Genomic DNA, 16,390 nt, shown 5'->3' on the forward strand with positions numbered 1-16,390 from the left:
ACACTCATTCCTTGGGGCTGTCTTCGCGTAAGAGATCCTCGGACGCGTCCAGATCACGTTCAGCATCGACGATCCGTTCGAGTGCGGCGTCGTCGCTTGCATCCACCGTTTCGACACGTGTGCTTTCAGCGACGTCGGGTTGGGCAGCTTCGCGGGTGAGCATGATCGCCTGGGTTGCGTCGGGGATGACCACGCCTGCATTCTGGATGGCTAGCTTGACTTGACGCAGCGCTTCTCCCTTGGCGCGGACAATCGATGTGGCATTCTGGTCGACCCAGCCTGTGATGACCAGTTCGACCCCGGCGGGATGCAGCGCCTCAATCCAGCTTTGGGCTGCGGGCTCGCCCAGCACGAAAGGCAGGTTTTGAACGGTCTCTTCCACCAACGTGCGTGTCGCATACAGATCGGCATCGCGTTCGATCGTGACGCTGAACATGAACCGTCGCTCGGCGTTTTGTGTGTAGTTGATGATCCGGCTTTTGAAGACCGTCGCATTTGGGATGCGGATGTGATTGCCATCAAACGACAGCAAGATCGTCGCACGGCTGGTCAGGCGGATGACCTTACCGATATCGCCGTTGATCTCAACGGTGTCATTGGGGCGGAAAGGCTGGCGGAACGACAGCATCACCGATGCGATAAAGTTTTCGACAGTATCACGGACCGCAAAACCAAGCGCCAGGCCGATGATACCGGCGGCCCCCAGAATGGTGCTGAGCAGGGCGGTGGCATTGAGGATATCGAGCGCGATCACAAGGCCAAAGACCATGAAGGCCAGGCGGACCAATTGTCGGTAGATCTCGGCGATAAACGTATTTGGAGCCAAACGTTCCCATGGTTGGCGCAGACGGGCGAGGGCGAGGCCGATGAAAACGATGAGCGCGAAGGCGGCCGCGGCAATCAGTGCCAGTGGCAGGAACGTGACGAACTGATCGAAACGGGCGCGGAAGCGCTCAAGCGCAGGGTTCAGCCGTTCCGCGATATCTGTGGTCTCCGTCACCTCGTTGCGCACAGCGACCACCCCCTCGACACGGGCCGCTAGCGGATCAAGCGCATCGGCCTGAAGGGTGGAGGCGGTTGTGCCTCGCAGTGTTACCACACCTTCATTCACGGTGACCGTGACATCGCCGTAATTGTCCAACTCGGTCAGGATCTCCCTGATCCGGTTGGCAATTGCCGCATCCTGCGCGGCAGTGTTTTCGGTCGTGATCGTGCCCGTCGCCTCTTGCGCGCGGGCGGGGTGGGCCGTGGCAAGAAACAGGCAGATCAGGAGGAGAAATCGCATGAAAATCAGCCCGGTACTACACCCTCACCGGATCTGCCTTGGCCAGTGCGTCGAACCCGATCAGGCTTTTGACAAGGCCATCCATCTGATCAAGCGGGATCATATTTGGCCCGTCAGAGGGTGCATTGTCCGGGTCCTGATGTGTTTCGATGAAGACTGCAGCAATCCCAAGGGACACGGCAGCACGCGCCATCACGGGTGCAAATTCGCGTTGTCCGCCTGATGAGCCGCCCGCACCGCCAGGCTGTTGTACTGAATGCGTCGCATCCATTACGACCGGATAACCCATGCGCGCCATCGTCGGCAGCGATCGCATATCGGCCACCAACGTGTTGTAGCCAAACGATGCCCCACGTTCGGTCACGAGAATACGTTTGTTGCCTGTACTTTCGATCTTCGCGACAACATTCGTCATGTCCCAGGGCGCAAGAAACTGCCCCTTTTTGACGTTGATCACGGCACCGGTCTCGCCAGCCGCGAGCAAAAGATCGGTCTGGCGACACAGGAACGCGGGAATCTGGATGATGTCGCAAACCGCCGCCACGGTCGCGCATTGCTCTGGCGTGTGGATATCGGTCAGAACCGGACAGCCCACATCGTCTTTGACGGCCTGCATCACTTTCAACCCTTCATCGATGCCAAGACCACGTTTGCCGCCCAGCGAGGTGCGATTGGCCTTGTCAAAGCTGCCCTTGAAGACGAACTGTGCGCCGTGGGCCGCACAAGAGGCGGCCATTTCTCGCGCAATCATCAGTGCGTGGTCGGCTGTTTCCAACTGGCAGGGGCCTGCGATGATCAGCAAAGGGTGATCATTGCTGACCCGCAAGGGGCCGATATCGACAATCTGCATTAAGAGCTCACTTGTTCGCGAAGGACAGATACCGTCAGGGAAATCATCAGATAGATGCCCGAAAAGATCAAAAATGACAAAAGGGTATTTTCAAAGGCACGCGGATAGGTGGCCTCATCCGGGGCGATGGGACGTACGCTTTGCGAGAGATACCGGACCTGCCTGTTCGCCTCAATCCGGGCGGTTTCCATCTGGGTCAAGGCCTGTTGGACCATGGCGACTTGGAACCGGTAGTCCTCTTCCGCGGTCAACAGGTCCAGATTGCGCGAGGCCTGCGAGACGGTCGTATCGTCACTGCCCGCCATTTGCTGGCGGATTTCGGCGATCTGCGTCTGCACATTGGCGATCTGATCGCGCAAAGTCTGCACTTGGGCTTGGCTGGGACGTTCAACACTGAGCCGTGACAGCAGAATGCCTTCCAGCCGGTCCTGTTCTGTCTCAAGGGTTGAGATGCGCGCGCGCTGGGCCGATGTTTCACTACGTGGATCTATCTGCTGTGTCGTTTCCTGGATCGCCAGCCAATTCGCCAATGCTTCTGACCGCCGTCGTTCGGCATCTTCATAACTGGCAAGTGCGCCACGCATTTGATCTGCCCGCAAACGGGCTGTCAGCTGGTCAACCTGCTCCTCTGCATAACCGATCAACGCTTCGGAAAAACGCTGGCTGGTTTGTGGGTCAACCGCAATGACCTCCATGCGGATGATCCCCTCGCTTGGGTCATAGCTGATGCGCACATGGTCCTGATAAAGCGCAAAGGCATCCTCGTTCGTCGCACCTTCGGGCAAGCGCTGGATCTCGTCTATGTCAGGGTTGCTGAAATGCCCTTTGAAATTGTGATCGGCATCCAGTCGCAGCATCGCCTCGCGCGAGGCCAGATAGGATTGCACCGCGATGCTGTCCTGTTGCGTGGCGATGGACGTCCCTTGAAACAAGGTGCCAAGTCCGGCAGGCGCGCCACCCTGAGATTGTGCCTGCTGGATTACGATCTCGGAATTGGTGGCATACATCGGCGTGGCCACCTGATAGAAATACCAGCCCATCATCGCCGTCGGCAGAAAGATGAAAACAGCAAGCCGCGTGAACAGCAAGGCCAGCTTGCGGCGGCGGCGCTGGGCAATCTCGCGCTGGATGCGCCGTATCTCTGAGACATGGCTGCCCGGCTTCTGCGGTCCACCTGGCGCGGGCATCAGCTCTTTGGGGTCGGTCGTTTCGGGCAATTGGATACGCCCTGGATCGACCTGAGATTTGGCCGCGTCAGGCTTGACCAGTTCCAGAACCGAGTTACGCTGGAACGGATCAATGCCGGCCTCGCGCAGCTTCATTACTGCAACAAAATCGGATGAGGCCTCAATACCGTTTTTCTGGGCCACCCGGCGCGCCATACGCAATTGTCGGCCCGTCAAGCCTTCCTTGCTGATGGCCTCAATGATTTCAGCTTGCGAAGGCGCGGCTGCCGCCTCGGGCGCCGCCTCTTGCGCTGCCGCCTCGGGCGTGACCTTGCCGCGCCGAATGCGGAACTTCTTAACCTTGGGTTTCGTAGTCATACAGCACTTTCGCCTCTTCCAAGGTGTCAAACATATGCAATTGCCCATTCTGCAGCACAGCGGCAGAGCGTGCAAACCGCTCAAGCGTGGCAGCCTGGTGCGACACGATGATCACCGTCGCGCGCTCTAACCGGTCGCGTAGGATTTGCCCAGCTTTACGATTGAACTCGACATCCGTCGCACCAGGCATCCCCTCATCGATCAGATAGATGTCAAATTCTAACGCAAGCATAAGGGCAAAGGAAAACCGTGCCCGCATGCCGGTGGAATAAGTGCCCACGGGCATCTCAAAATACTCTTCCAGCCCGCAAAGCCATCTGCAAAATGCTTCAACATAGTCTGGATCAAGCCCGTAGAGCCGCGCGATGTAGCGGCTGTTTTCCAGCGCACTCAGCTTTCCGGCGACCCCGCCCATGAACCCCAGCGGGAATGAGATTTTGCAGCCGCGCGTGATCTTGCCCTCATCGGGTTTTTCCAGCCCCGCCATCATGTTGATCAGCGTGGTCTTGCCGGTCCCGTTAGGCGCCAGAATGCCCAGAGAGTTGCCCAATTCCACACGGAAAGAGACGCGATCAAGGATGACCTTGCGCTGTTTACCGGTCCAAAAGGATTTGCTGACTTCTGCAAATTCCAGCATTTTTGCTCTGTCCTGCCTCATGCGGGGATGGCATTGCTTTACCCCGACTTCCTTAACAGCACACCATATGCGTACCGATATAACAGCATTATCGCAAAATTTGGGCATAAAGACGAATGACAGATACGCGTTTGCAAAGTGAGATCGCTTCCTGTCGGCTTTGCGTGGATCGTTTTGCGCAGACCGCCACCCGTCACGCGCCGCGCCCGGTTGTGTGGTTCGAAGCGGCCCCGCGCATCCTGATTGCTGGTCAGGCCCCCGGAATGCGCGTGCATGAGGCCGGCAAGCCGTTCTGGGACCGCTCCGGCGACCGGCTGCGGGAGTGGTTGGGCATTGATTCTGAATTGTTTTATGACCGCACTCGGATCGCGGTTGTGCCGATGGCCTTCTGTTTTCCGGGCTATGACGCGAAAGGCAACGATCTGCCCCCGCCGCCTATTTGCAAAGCCACATGGCATGACCGTGTGATGGCCGAACTCGGGCCTGTCCCGCTGACCGTGCTGGTGGGCGGATATGCGCATAAATGGCATCTGGGCGGGCAAGCGGGCGTGACGCAGGTCGTGGCGGGGTGGCGCGACCATGCACCGCGCGTCTTTCCCTTGCCTCATCCGTCTTGGCGCAATACCGGGTGGCTGAAGAAAAATCCGTGGTTTGCCAGTGATTTGCTGCCAGAACTGCGTCGTGCCGTGAAAGATGTGCTTGCGTGACCGATCTTGATAATGCCCATGCCGCAATGGAGGCGGCCCCCGAAGACGACGCCGTGCGTTTGCGGTTTTATGAGCGGCTGGCTGATACCCAACTCTTCATGCTTTTGGACGGTGAGCCTGACGGCGATCAGGTAAAGCCCGCGCTTTTTGAGGCGGAAGATCAACGCTTTAGCCTTGTCTTTGACCGGGAAGAGCGGCTGTCGCAATTCGTCGGACGTGTCGCGCCCTATGCCGGTCTGCCGGGGCGTGATCTGGTGCGGATGCTGGCGGGGCAGGGGATTGGGTTGGCGCTGAATTTGGATGTGGCGCCGTCGGCGATGCTGATCCCGGCGGAGGCGGTGGATTGGCTGGTCGCGACCTTGGGCAACGCACCGGATGAGACTGAGGCACGGCTGACCGAGATCACGGCTCCGCATGTGCCAGAGGCGGTTGTGACAGGCCTTGACCGTAAGCTCGCCATTGCGGGTGGGCTTGCGCGCTTTGCCTATCTGGCTGCTGCAACCTACGAAGACGGCGGCAAAGGTCACGTGCTTGTTTTCATTGACGCTTTGGACGGCGCGGAAAATGCATTGGCCGCCGCCGCAAGCGAAGCGCTGACCTTTTCGGGCATCGAGGCGGGTGTGATGGATGTGATGTTCGCGCGCGCGTCTGATCCGTTGGCGGCCCATCTCGCACGTGTCGGTTTGCGCTTTGATCTGCCGGAGGCCGTGATGCCAGAGGCACCCGGTGCACCGGGTATGGACCCGGAGAAGCCGCCAAAACTGCGATAGGGTTGCGCTGTCGCGATCCTTCAAGACAGGTCCAGAACGATTTGGCAAACACGCGGGCAACGCCAATCAGGGGTCGAGGATATGAAGTTTCGCTACACCATCTTATACGTCGCCGACGTGCGCGCGGCGCTCAATTTCTACCACGCGGCTTTCGGGTTTGAGATCGCGTTTTTGCACGACAGCAAGGATTATGGAGAATTGGTCACGGGCGAGACCAAGCTTGCCTTTGCCGCCTGCGACCTGATCCGACAACTGGGCGAGGAGCCCCTAGCAGTCTCCCCGAAATCGCCGGCCTTTGGGTTGTCGTTTGAGACCGATGATGTCGCACGTGATCTGGAACGGGCATTGTCCGCTGGTGCGACGCTGGAAAAACCGGTTGCGGAGCAGCCCTGGGTGCAGACCACATGTTCGGTTAGCGACAAAGACGGATACCTGATTGAGATTTGCTCACCTGTCGCCCGCGACGCTCCATAGCGTATTGGTTAAGCGCGGTCAGGCTGCCCGCCAGGTGCCCAGTGCGGGTTGATCGATGCTGTTCAAGAGCGCTTCATCGCGGCGAAGTGCCAAGGGCGACCGGCCAAACCAATGGCGGAGTGCGCGCGTCATGTGCGCTTGGTCACTGTACCCGAAATCACCCGCAATGTCAGTGAGTGGCAGATTGGTTTTCAAGGCAATAGCGGCCCGCCGGGCGCGTCCAAGAAGCCGCCAGAACTCAGGTGGCGGCAGGCCGCGTCGGGCAAGGTGACGCTGCAGCGTGCGTAAGCTGACCCCAAGCGTTTGAGCGACGAGTTGCACTGAGGTGCCCTCGTTGCCAAGCGCATTGATCGCTCCGCTCAGATCCCTATCGCGCGATTGCGCGTGCCTGATTGCCTCGGGGAGATCATCGAGTGCGAGCGAAACGGGATCAAGTATCAGGCCGGGTCGTAATCGGTACCCCGTAATCTCGTCACCCGGCATCAATGTGATGGTTCGGGGCCGGTGGTCGAGCGAGGTCAGCCGCAACACATGCCCATGCGTTGATTGGCGCAAGATGACATCGCGACACCCGTCCGGCATGATCGTGAACTGCTGGATCTCGGTGGGTCGGCTCGTCCAGCGGATGAAATCAACGGCTTCAGTATCCACGAGACCGATCAACCAGATAAAGAAACCGTTGCCCTGCCTCCCCGCGGGCCATGTTCTGCGCGATCACCTCCGACGCGGTTTCAGGGCGAGTGCTTGAGGCAATATGGGGTGTGACCGTCAGTGCAGGATGCGCCCAGAAGGGGTGATCTGATGGCAGCGGCTCGGTGCGGAAGACATCCAGCGTTGCGTGGGCGATCTGTCCGCTGTCGAGGGCGGCGATCAGCGCGTCATCATCAATCAGTGGTCCGCGACCGGGGTTGATGATAAATGCGCCGCGCGCGAGGAGGGCGAGCGTCTCGGCATTCAGGATATTCTCTGTCGCCGGTGTTTGCGGCAGAAGCAGGATGACGATTTCGGCGTCCTTGAGTGCTTCACGCAGCCCCGCATCACCGCTGAGGCAGCGGATATTGGGGATATCCTTTGCGCTGCGGCTCCACCCGGTCACGGGAAAGCCAAGGCGGTGCAGCGCCTCGGCGCAGGCCGCCCCCAATGCGCCAAGGCCGAGGATGGTCACGGGCCGATGCTTGGCCACCGGCGGATAGATGAAGTTGCGCCAGACACCATCCTGTCTGGTGACGTGGTCATCCATGCCCAGATGGTGGCGCAACGTGTGCCCTGTCACCCATTCGACCATGCCGTCGGTCAGGCTGGGGTCGACAAGTTTGCAAAGCGGCTGGGTGAGGGTGGGGTTGTCGACCACGGTCTCAACCCCCGCCCACAGGCTCATCACCGCTTTGGTGCGGGTGTAGGGGCGGAAATCAGTGACGGGACCGTTCGGCGCGAAGACGATGTAATCGACGGTTTCGGGCGCGTGGTCGCGGGAGAGATTGGCCGTCAGGCCTGCCTTGGTCAGGGCCGCGTTGAGCGGTGCTGCGTATTCATCCCAGCGTGGGGGTTGGGCAGAGAAAAGGATATTGAGCATCGGCTGGGTCACCCGAAGAGGTCCCGGATCAGGTCCGGGACGGGTTGTCTAAAGTGTTGAGGTTTAGCGCGGGCGGTGGACATGGGCACTTTGCACCAGACCAAAGGCCACAAGCAGGACCAGCATCGCTGATCCGCCATAGCTGACGAGTGGCAGTGGCACGCCGACAACGGGCGCAAGGCCGGTGACCATTGCCATATTCACCGCGAAGAACAGAAAGAACGTCATCGCCACGCCTAGGGTCAATAGCGACGCGAAGCGGTCTCGATTGCCTAAGGCCGAGATGATGCAGAAGACGACGATCAAGAGATACATCACAAGTAGTGCGAAGGCGCCGACAAAGCCGAACTCTTCCGCCAGCGTCGTGAAGATGAAATCGGTGTGCTTTTCGGGCAGAAAGTTCAACCGGCTTTGCGTGCCTTGCATATAGCCGCGTCCGGTCCAGCCGCCGGAGCCCAAGGCGATCTTGGCCTGCGTGATGTGATAGCCTGCGCCGAGCGGGTCATTGGCAGGGTCAAGGAATGTGTCGATCCGTCGGTATTGATAGTCCTGCAAAAGCTGCCATGGCGTGCCACGGCTTTGGAAGACGGCGAAGACTGCCGCGACGCCAGAGCCAATGACGGTTGCGAAATAGCCCCAGTGGACGCCTGCGAGAAACATCACCGTTGCCCCGCCCATCAAGAGCAGGAGCGCCGTGCCAAGGTCTGGCTGGTTCACGACCAAGGCGACGGGTGCGAGGATGAAGAGCACCGGTAAGGCGACCCAAAGCGGGTGCGAGGTTTTCTTGTTCGGCAGCCAATCGTAATATGCGGCGAGGAACATCACGAGCGTGATCTTGGTGAGCTCGGATGGCTGCAGCAGCATGAAGCGCAGATCGATCCAGCGCTGCGCGCCTTGGCGCACCTCGCCAAAGAACTCGACCCCCAAGAGCAGGATGATCGACCCGGCATAGGCGACAAAGGCCATATTGCGCCAGAACCAGATCGGCACCATCGCCACAATCATCATCAGCGCCATACCGAGCGCAAAGCGTGTCATCTGCGGTTCGACCCAGGGCGAAGTGGAGCCGCCCGCCACGGAATAGAGCATAAGGAACCCCGCAGAGGCGATGGCTATCAGCAACATGATGATCGGCCAATGCAGGTACCAGATTTTGCGAAAGCCCGTGGGGACGTGTTTGGTATTGTACTCTAAATAGCTCATACCCGGCTGCGTCCCTGCGCGCCCGGTGGGATGCGCGCATTGATCCGCCGCTGCTGTTCGGCGATCTGGTCGCGGATGCTGGCGGGATAAGCCTCTAGCGGGGGCGGGCCGCCATATTGCGCCTGTAGAAGGATATCGCGCGCGATGGGGGCGGCGGCGCGGGAGCCGCTGCCGCCATGTTCGACCACGACGGCACAGGCGTAACGGGGATTGTCGTAAGGCGCGTAGCCGACGAAAAGCCCGTGATCGCGGCGTTCCCAAGGCAGGTCTTCATTCTTGGTCACACCGGCGGCGCGTTCTTCGGGGGTGATGCGGCGCACCTGGCTGGTGCCGGTTTTGCCCGCCATTTTATGCGCCTCATCCACGATGCGAGAGGCATAAGCAGTGCCCCGGCGGTGGTTGCAGACATCCTCCATCGAGGCGCGCATGCGGCGCAGGGTGTTTTCATTGAGGCCGAGGCTTTCACCCAGACCGCTGGGTTGTTCGACGCCGTCGATCAGTTTGATCAGGCGCGGCGTCACCTCGCGCCCGGTCGCAAGACGCGCCATCATCACCGCGAGCTGCAGGGGCGATGACAGCACGTAACCCTGCCCGATGGAGGCATTGACGGTGTCGCCGATCCGCCAATCCTCGCCGCGTATCTCGGCCTTCCATTTCTTGTCGGGTGCCAGGCCTTGCGCCACCGCAGACAGGGGCAGGTCGTGCCTGACGCCAAGGCCCAGCTTGCGCGCCATCTCGGCCATCTTGTCGATACCGACGCGCTGGGAAATCTCGTAATAATAGCAGTCGCAGCTCTGCTTGAGGCTTTCATGCAGGTTCACATTGCCATGTCCGCCGCGTTTCCAGCAATGGAAGCGTATGTTGAAAACATCCATATGGCCGGGGCAATAGACGGTCTCATCCGGGGTCACGAGCCCCTCTTCCATCGCCGCCAAGAGCGTGATCATCTTGAAGGTGGAGCCGGGCGGATAGGTGCCCTGTACGGCCTTGGCGGCAAGCGGGCGGTATTTGTCCTGGTTCAGCGCGTTCCAGTCGCGGGTCGAGATGCCGCGTACGAAAAGATTGGGGTCAAAGGCGGGGGCGGAGGCGATGGCGCGCAAGTCCCCATTTTCAAGGTCAATGACCACGGCACCCGCGCTTTCGCCATCCATCCGGGCCTGGGTGTAGGATTGCAGACGGCTGTCGATGGTCAGCTGGATGTCCTTGCCGGGATCACCCTCTTGCCGGTCAAGTTCGCGCATGATGCGGCCTGCGGCGTTGACTTCAATCCGCCGCGTGCCCGCACTGCCGCGCAGGGTCTGCTCCAGCTTGTTTTCCGCCCCGGTTTTGCCGATCTGAAATTTCGGGATTTGTAGAAGAGGGTCGGGGTCTTCGATGCGGCTCAGGTCATAATCGCTGACGGGACCCACATAGCCCACCACATGGGCGAGGTCGGCGCCCCATGGATAGACACGGCTAAGGCCCACCTCGGCCTGGATGCCGGGGAGGGCGGGGGTGTTGAGGTTGATCTGCGCCACATCCTCCCAAGACAGCCGGTCGGCAATGGTCACAGGCACGAAGGGTGAGCGGCGCTGCATCTCTTCCATCGCACGCATGAGGTCGTCGGGGTCGATCTCCACAATCTCGGTGAGTTTGGCCAGCACTTCACCCACATCGCCCGCATCCTCGCGGACCATCACGACGCGGTAATTCTGCTCATTATCAGCAATCGGAACGCCATTGCGGTCAAAGATCAGGCCGCGGGCCGGGGGCAGCAGGCGGATATTGATGCGGTTTTCTTCAGCCAGCAGACGAAATTCATCCGCCTGCTCAATCTGCATCGACCGCAGCCGCCACCCCAGCGCGCCCACCACACCGAGTTGCACAGCACCCATCACAAGCGCACGTCTGCTGATCGTGCGGGCGCTTTCGAGGATATCTTTGGGCGGTCGCTTCATATTCTTTGCCCTCGACTGCCGACTTCACCCGGTGCTGCGCGGCTGACCCCGAATATGAAATGCGCGATCAAAACGACAAGGGGATAGATCAGGATCGTGCCGATCATCTGGATGAGCGTGAGGCCCAGCGGCGCCTGCGGCACCATGGTGATGGCCAGCGCCAGTCGGTTCAGCACCGTGATCGCGACGACGCCAAATGTGATCGTGCCCCATTCCACGAAAAGCGGCATCTGTCGGAATTCGCGGTGCTGGCGGCGGATCGTCTCGGTCAGCATGACCACAAGCGCCGCCCAGAGCCCCGGCGGGCGCTGAAACAGAAAATCGGCGGCAAGGAAGACAAATGCGATCACGAGAACGGGCAAGTAACGCGGTTTGCGGGCGACCCAGACGAGTGTGATGACCAAGAGCAGGTCTGGTGCCGCCCAGGCCGTGGGGCGCATATCCAGCGGGACGAGTTGTGCGACGATGATGACAAAGGCCAGCATCAGGAAGACGGCGCGATGCGTCCAGGTGCGGGCATCGGTGCGCTCAGCCATCGCCCACCTCGCTTGTCGTCAGGGCCGATGGCGTGAGGGCTGCGGGGCCAAAGAACTCTGCCTCTGGTGCTAGCAGGTCGGTGGGGTCTGGGATCTCTTCATGCGGCTGGGACCGTAGCACGCGCAGGAATTCCAGCCGCTGGTAATCCGCCGCAAGCCGCACGCGGAGCCTGTTATCGGTGCCAAGTGCGACCTGACCGACCAAAAGATCGGCAGGGAAAACGCCGCCGTCACCGGATGAGACAACGCGGTCACCGGGGCGGACCATCGCGGTGTCCTCCAGAAATTCGAGCGGGGGGTTGAGCGTGTTGTCTCCGCCGAGGATCGCATTTTGCCCAGACGGTTGGATTGTCACGGGGATGCGGCTGGATGTGTCGGTGAGCAGCATCACACGGCTGGTATTCTGCCCGACACCGGCAATCCGGCCGACCAGCCCGATCCCGTCCATCGTGGGCCAGCCATCGATGATGCCGTCGCGCGCGCCGACATTCACCAGAACCGATTGCCGGAAAGGCGAACCGCTATCGGTGATCACCACACCGGTCACATAGGTCAGTTGCGGATCAAGGCTGACATTGTTGAGATCAAGCAGCTTGGCGTTCTCCTGCTCCAGTTGGAGCGCAGCCTCTTTCCAGGCTTTCATCTGCTGCAACTCGCGCCGCAGATCCTGGTTTTGGGCGCGGAGTTGCTGGTAGCTTTCAAAATCGCTGATCAGGTTGATGACGCCGTTGATCGGGGCCATGGCCCAGGCGAATGACGGAACGAATGTGTCAATCGCCTCGGCCCGCAGCCGTTCGGCGCGGGGGCTATCGATCCGCCAGAACAGGAAAATGCCAAACAGCACCAGCACCAGCAGCCCGACGGCCAAGCGGCGGATCGGGCCAACATAGTCTTCGCTGTTCTTGTCCTTTGCCAAGATGCTCCTCGGGTCAGGTTAGCTGTCGTAGTCGATAACGTGCCGCAGCTGTTTCTCATACTCTAGCGCGCGGCCGGTGCCCAAGGCCACACAATTGAGCGACTCGTCCGCGACAGAGATCGCAAGGCCGGTCTGTTCGCGCAAGGCAAGGTCAAGCTGGCCCAGCAGCGCGCCTCCGCCCGTGAGCATGACGCCGCGGTCGACGATGTCGGCGGCGAGGTCGGGTGGGGTGGCCTCAAGTGCGGTCATCACCGCTTCGCAGATGGATTGGACGGGCTCTGCCAAAGCTTCAGCGACCTGGGCCTGGCTGATCTCGGTTTCCTTTGGCACGCCGTTCAGCAGGTCGCGACCCCGGATATGCATTGACTGGCCGCGCCCGTCATCGGGCATGCGGGCGGTGCCGATGCTGGTCTTGATCCGCTCCGCGGTAGATTCACCGATCAGAAGGTTATGCTGGCGGCGCAGGTAGTTGATGATCGCCTCATCCATGCGGTCACCACCAACGCGAACCGAGCGGGCGTAGACAATGTCGCCGAGCGACAGGACCGCGACCTCGGTCGTCCCGCCGCCGATATCGACGACCATGTTGCCGGTGGGGTCGGTGATGGGCATGCCAGAGCCGATGGCGGCGGCGATTGGCTCTGCGATCAGGCCTGCGCGTCGCGCGCCTGCGGACAGAACCGAAGTACGGATCGCGCGTTTTTCAACCGGTGTGGCGCCATGCGGGACGCAGACGATGATCTTGGGTTTTGAGAAGGTGGAGCGGCGGTGCACCTTGCGGATGAAGTGCTTGATCATCTCTTCGGCGACGTCGAAGTCCGCGATGACGCCGTCGCGCATCGGGCGGATCGCCTCGATACTTCCCGGTGTGCGGCCCAGCATCAGCTTTGCGTCTTCGCCTACGGCCAGTACCTTCTTCACGCCGTCCTTGACGTGATAGGCGACGACCGAAGGCTCTGACAAAATCACGCCCCGGCCTTTGACGTAGACCAGCGTGTTCGCCGTGCCCAAGTCAATCGCCATATCTGATGAAAACAATCCTCCGAAGCCTGCCATGCCCTTGCTCTTCCCAAGTCCCAGTCATTTTTGCCGCGCGGTCCCGTAGGCGCGGTGTGCAAAGGCTTATAAGGCGGGTTCACAGGGGAGAGAACCCCTTGCGAAAAAGAACCCAGCGGCAAGTCGCCGCTTGTCTTTTTGCGATCCGTTTTTCACTGATCGGGGTGCTTTCTATGTGTTGAATTGTCTTTTTCGAACATTGGCTGTGTTCTTTTGATCATTTTAGCAGACATTGTCTCTGGGCGGGATACAAAAAGGCGGCCCGGTTGCCCGGACCGCCGATATGGAAACGACTCGGTTACTTTGCGTCAGGCGTCCTTGTAGCTGACGCCTTTCACATCATAGCCGGGTGCCGATTGTTCGCGCCGGACCAGAAGCCGGTTGAGCGCGTTGATGTAGGCCTTTGCACTGGCAACAACGGTATCGGTATCGGCGGATTGGCCGGTGGCGATGCGCCCGTCCTCTTCCATCCGCACGCTGACCGTGGCTTGTGCGTCGGTGCCTTCGGTCACGGCCTGCACCTGATAAAGCTGCAGCCGCGCGCCGTGTTTGAAGATCGATTTGACGGCGTTGAATGTGGCGTCAACCGGCCCGTCGCCGGTGGCGGAGGTTTCGACATCCTTGCCGTCCACCTCCATCACCATGTCGGCTTTTTGAGGGCCGTCGGTGCCGCAGACGACCTTCAGCGATTTCAGTTTCAGCCGGTCATCTTCGGTCTCGTTCTGGGTGACGAGCGCCATCAGGTCGTCGTCGAACACTTCCTTTTTGCGGTCGGCCAAATCCTTGAACCGAACAAAGACGTCGTTCAGTTGATTGTCAGCCAAATCGAAACCCAGTTCGCTGAGTTTCGCACGCAACGCGGCCCGGCCCGAATGCTTGCCCAGTGGCAGGGAGGTGCCGGAGAGGCCCACATCTTCGGGCTTCATCACCTCGAACGTTTCGCGGTTCTTCAGCATCCCATCCTGATGGATGCCGCTTTCATGAGCGAAGGCGTTTTTTCCGACGATGGCCTTGTTGAACTGCACGGGGAAGCCCGAGACGGTGGCGACCCGGCGCGAGATGTTCATGATCTTGCGCGTGTCGATGCCGGTTGTGTAGGGCATGATGTCGCCGCGCACTTTCAGGGCCATGACGACCTCCTCCAATGCAGTATTCCCCGCGCGTTCGCCCAGCCCGTTGATCGTGCATTCGATCTGCCGCGCGCCGCCCTCGACCGCCGCCAGCGAGTTCGCCGTCGCCATGCCAAGGTCATTGTGGCAATGGGTGGCAAAGATGACGTCATCTGCGCCGGGCACCTTGTTGATCAGCATGCGGATCAGGTCGGCGCTTTCGACCGGGGCGGTGTAGCCCACGGTGTCAGGGATGTTGATCGTACTCGCCCCGGCCCTGATCGCGATTTCCACGACGCGGCACAGGTAGTCTTCTTCGGTCCGCGTGGCATCCATGGGTGACCATTGCACATTGTCGCAGAGGTTGCGGGCATGGGTGACGGTGTCGTGGATACGCTCGGCCATTTCATCCATGTTCAGGTTCGGGATCGCCCGGTGCAGGGGCGAGGTGCCGATGAAGGTATGGATGCGCGGGGATTTGGCGTGCTTCACCGCCTCCCAGCAGCGGTCGATATCCTTGTAATTGGCCCGCGCCAGCCCACAGATCGTGGCGGATTTGGCCTGCGCTGCGATTTCGCTCACCGCTTTGAAGTCCCCCTCGGAGGCGATGGGAAAGCCAGCCTCGATTATATCGACGCCCATCTCGTCGAGCAACTCGGCAATCTCCAGCTTTTCGTCATGGGTCATGGTGGCGCCGGGGCTTTGCTCGCCATCGCGCAGGGTGGTGTCGAAGATCAACACTTTATCTGTGGTCATTTGTCTGGTCCTTATCTCTTAGCAAAATCCGGCGCTGAACCCCCCTGAGCGGTCGCGCCGAATGGCACGCTCAGAGGCTGCTAAGAAGTAGGATGTCGCGCAGAAGGAGGCCGTTCGGCCTCTTGCTTGTGATATGCGCGCGGTTCATCATGCGGTGCAATATACTGGCGTTTTGCCTGTTGAAAAGTCTGGAATGCCTTCGGCGGGAGTATTTTTGGCGAGATGATGCCTGCGTTTAGAACATCAGACAGTCGGGGCCGGGTGGCAGCGGCTCTGTACCGGCGGGCAGCGTGGGGTTGTAGCTGAAGGACGCAATGCTGGCGCCGCCGTCGAATGCGATGAAGAGCTCGTTTGAGCCGGGGCGTAGCGCGATGCCTTCGGGGTCGCGGCCATAAGGCAGCAGCGACGTAGTGCCGAGGAGTTTGCCATCGGCGTCGAATTCATAAAGGCTGTTCGTGCCTTCCCAATCGTCCACGATCAGAAGGTAGCCGGTGCGCGGGTCGTAGGCGATGCCCTGCGCCTCGGTCAGGGGCGGGTCTAGGTTGAGCGTGTTGATCTGGCGCTGCACCGTGCCATCAGGGTTCATCCATGTCATGCGTTCGGGGTCGTCTTCCACCATGATGATGGTGCCGTCGCCGGTCACGGTCAGCCCCTCGGTGTCGGCCCAGTTCATGGCAAGACGGAAGGGCTCAGCCAGTGGCGCGCCATCCTTTGTGATCCTTTGCATGTTGCCCAAACCGTCGCCGACAAGCAGGTGGTCATCTTCGATCGTGATCGCCTTGATCCGGGAAAGATCACTGGAGATGCGACGGAGTTCATCGCCCTGTAGGGTGACGAGGATCACCTCGGGTCCTTCATTCGCGATCCAGAGACCGCAGAAAGTCGGATCATAATCAAGGCTGGCCGGGCGCTTCAGGTCGTAGCTTGTCTGATAGGTCAGATCGAGCGCGGCGAGCGGCGTCGCGGCGAGGCAAAGACAGGTGAGGGCTGTGCGCATGAGGCTCTCCTTGTTCCTTGGCAAGCTGGCGCTAGGTCGG

General features: G+C 60.3%; 16 protein-coding genes. 3 read left to right on the plus strand and 13 right to left on the minus strand.

Translation table 11 applies throughout. The annotated features are described in order from the left end of the window. Positions 1-4: 4 nt before the first annotated feature. From SLH49_RS19565 to SLH49_RS19580, 4 genes are read right to left on the minus strand one after another with little or no spacing between them, the layout of a single operon-like run. Positions 5-1,285 (minus strand): mechanosensitive ion channel domain-containing protein, encoded by a 1,281-nt coding sequence (locus SLH49_RS19565; protein ID WP_320270834.1) that lies wholly within the window; start codon positions 1,283-1,285, stop codon positions 5-7. Positions 1,286-1,301: 16 nt separating this feature from the next. Next, positions 1,302-2,135, minus strand: a complete 834-nt coding sequence (gene kdsA, locus SLH49_RS19570) for a 3-deoxy-8-phosphooctulonate synthase (protein ID WP_320270835.1) — start codon at positions 2,133-2,135, stop codon at positions 1,302-1,304. After that, positions 2,135-3,679 (minus strand): capsule biosynthesis protein, encoded by a 1,545-nt coding sequence (locus tag SLH49_RS19575; RefSeq protein WP_320270836.1) that lies wholly within the window; start codon positions 3,677-3,679, stop codon positions 2,135-2,137. Before SLH49_RS19575 ends, kdsA begins: the two co-directional genes overlap by 1 nt. After that, positions 3,657-4,316, minus strand: a complete 660-nt coding sequence (locus SLH49_RS19580; protein ID WP_320270837.1) for an ABC transporter ATP-binding protein — start codon at positions 4,314-4,316, stop codon at positions 3,657-3,659. The genes SLH49_RS19575 and SLH49_RS19580 overlap by 23 nt, the downstream gene beginning before the upstream one ends. Positions 4,317-4,432: 116 nt before the next feature. On the opposite strand from SLH49_RS19580, the gene SLH49_RS19585 reads away from it, so the two are divergent. The 3 genes from SLH49_RS19585 (at position 4,433) to SLH49_RS19595 (ending at position 6,267) form a co-directional block, all read left to right on the plus strand. Continuing rightward, the gene (locus SLH49_RS19585; protein ID WP_320270838.1) at positions 4,433-5,023 is read left to right on the plus strand and encodes a uracil-DNA glycosylase family protein; all 591 of its coding nucleotides are present in this window, start codon (positions 4,433-4,435) and stop codon (positions 5,021-5,023) included. Beyond that, positions 5,020-5,793, plus strand: a complete 774-nt coding sequence (locus SLH49_RS19590; RefSeq protein ID WP_320270839.1) for an SseB family protein — start codon at positions 5,020-5,022, stop codon at positions 5,791-5,793. The genes SLH49_RS19585 and SLH49_RS19590 overlap by 4 nt, the downstream gene beginning before the upstream one ends. 81 nt (positions 5,794-5,874) lie before the next feature. Beyond that, positions 5,875-6,267, plus strand: coding sequence for a VOC family protein (locus tag SLH49_RS19595; protein ID WP_320270840.1), 393 nt, complete (start codon positions 5,875-5,877; stop codon positions 6,265-6,267). Between the two features lie 18 nt (positions 6,268-6,285). On the opposite strand, the gene SLH49_RS19600 is transcribed toward SLH49_RS19595, so the two are convergent. The 9 genes from SLH49_RS19600 to SLH49_RS19640 form a co-directional block, all read right to left on the minus strand. Next, a complete protein-coding gene (locus SLH49_RS19600) occupies positions 6,286-6,918 on the minus strand; it encodes a helix-turn-helix domain-containing protein (protein WP_320270841.1) in 633 nt (210 codons plus the stop codon). Next, positions 6,908-7,840, minus strand: a complete 933-nt coding sequence (locus tag SLH49_RS19605) for a glyoxylate/hydroxypyruvate reductase A (RefSeq protein ID WP_320270842.1) — start codon at positions 7,838-7,840, stop codon at positions 6,908-6,910. Before SLH49_RS19605 ends, SLH49_RS19600 begins: the two co-directional genes overlap by 11 nt. Positions 7,841-7,903: 63 nt before the next feature. Beyond that, positions 7,904-9,043, minus strand: coding sequence for a rod shape-determining protein RodA (rodA, locus tag SLH49_RS19610; RefSeq protein ID WP_320270843.1), 1,140 nt, complete (start codon positions 9,041-9,043; stop codon positions 7,904-7,906). Continuing rightward, positions 9,040-10,980 carry a penicillin-binding protein 2 gene (mrdA, locus tag SLH49_RS19615; protein WP_320270844.1) on the minus strand — a complete coding sequence of 647 codons (1,941 nt, stop codon included), beginning with the start codon at positions 10,978-10,980 and terminating at the stop codon, positions 9,040-9,042. Before mrdA ends, rodA begins: the two co-directional genes overlap by 4 nt. Beyond that, entirely contained in the window at positions 10,977-11,516 is a 540-nt protein-coding gene (locus SLH49_RS19620) for a rod shape-determining protein MreD (RefSeq protein WP_320270845.1), read from the minus strand. The genes mrdA and SLH49_RS19620 overlap by 4 nt, the downstream gene beginning before the upstream one ends. Continuing rightward, complete coding sequence (mreC, locus tag SLH49_RS19625) at positions 11,509-12,432, minus strand: rod shape-determining protein MreC (protein WP_320270846.1); 924 nt, start codon at positions 12,430-12,432, stop codon at positions 11,509-11,511. Before mreC ends, SLH49_RS19620 begins: the two co-directional genes overlap by 8 nt. A gap of 18 nt (positions 12,433-12,450) precedes the next feature. Continuing rightward, positions 12,451-13,488, minus strand: coding sequence for a rod shape-determining protein (locus SLH49_RS19630; protein WP_320242422.1), 1,038 nt, complete (start codon positions 13,486-13,488; stop codon positions 12,451-12,453). 308 nt (positions 13,489-13,796) lie between these two features. Then, on the minus strand, positions 13,797-15,353 hold the full coding sequence (locus SLH49_RS19635; RefSeq protein ID WP_320270847.1) for a 2-isopropylmalate synthase: 1,557 nt from the start codon (positions 15,351-15,353) through the stop codon (positions 13,797-13,799). A gap of 235 nt (positions 15,354-15,588) precedes the next feature. Continuing rightward, entirely contained in the window at positions 15,589-16,350 is a 762-nt protein-coding gene (locus SLH49_RS19640) for a hypothetical protein (protein WP_320270848.1), read from the minus strand. Positions 16,351-16,390 lie beyond the last annotated feature (40 nt).

Source organism: Cognatiyoonia sp. IB215446 (assembly GCF_033963825.1).
GTDB lineage: Bacteria > Pseudomonadota > Alphaproteobacteria > Rhodobacterales > Rhodobacteraceae > Yoonia.

Bases quoted from the DNA above. Each gene is read 5' to 3' on its own strand.
- SLH49_RS19575 (WP_320270836.1), bottom strand. From the start codon at position 3,679: ATGACTACGAAACCCAAGGTTAAGAAGTTCCGCATTCGGCGCGGCAAG.
- SLH49_RS19595 (WP_320270840.1), top strand. From the start codon at position 5,875: ATGAAGTTTCGCTACACCATCTTATACGTCGCCGACGTGCGCGCGGCG.
- SLH49_RS19580 (WP_320270837.1), bottom strand. From the start codon at position 4,316: ATGCTGGAATTTGCAGAAGTCAGCAAATCCTTTTGGACCGGTAAACAG.
- SLH49_RS19585 (WP_320270838.1), top strand. From the start codon at position 4,433: ATGACAGATACGCGTTTGCAAAGTGAGATCGCTTCCTGTCGGCTTTGC.
- SLH49_RS19640 (WP_320270848.1), bottom strand. From the start codon at position 16,350: ATGCGCACAGCCCTCACCTGTCTTTGCCTCGCCGCGACGCCGCTCGCC.
- SLH49_RS19630 (WP_320242422.1), bottom strand. From the start codon at position 13,488: ATGGCAGGCTTCGGAGGATTGTTTTCATCAGATATGGCGATTGACTTG.
- kdsA (WP_320270835.1), bottom strand. From the start codon at position 2,135: ATGCAGATTGTCGATATCGGCCCCTTGCGGGTCAGCAATGATCACCCT.
- SLH49_RS19605 (WP_320270842.1), bottom strand. From the start codon at position 7,840: ATGCTCAATATCCTTTTCTCTGCCCAACCCCCACGCTGGGATGAATAC.
- SLH49_RS19635 (WP_320270847.1), bottom strand. From the start codon at position 15,353: ATGACCACAGATAAAGTGTTGATCTTCGACACCACCCTGCGCGATGGC.
- rodA (WP_320270843.1), bottom strand. From the start codon at position 9,043: ATGAGCTATTTAGAGTACAATACCAAACACGTCCCCACGGGCTTTCGC.
- SLH49_RS19565 (WP_320270834.1), bottom strand. From the start codon at position 1,285: ATGCGATTTCTCCTCCTGATCTGCCTGTTTCTTGCCACGGCCCACCCC.
- mrdA (WP_320270844.1), bottom strand. From the start codon at position 10,980: ATGAAGCGACCGCCCAAAGATATCCTCGAAAGCGCCCGCACGATCAGC.
- SLH49_RS19620 (WP_320270845.1), bottom strand. From the start codon at position 11,516: ATGGCTGAGCGCACCGATGCCCGCACCTGGACGCATCGCGCCGTCTTC.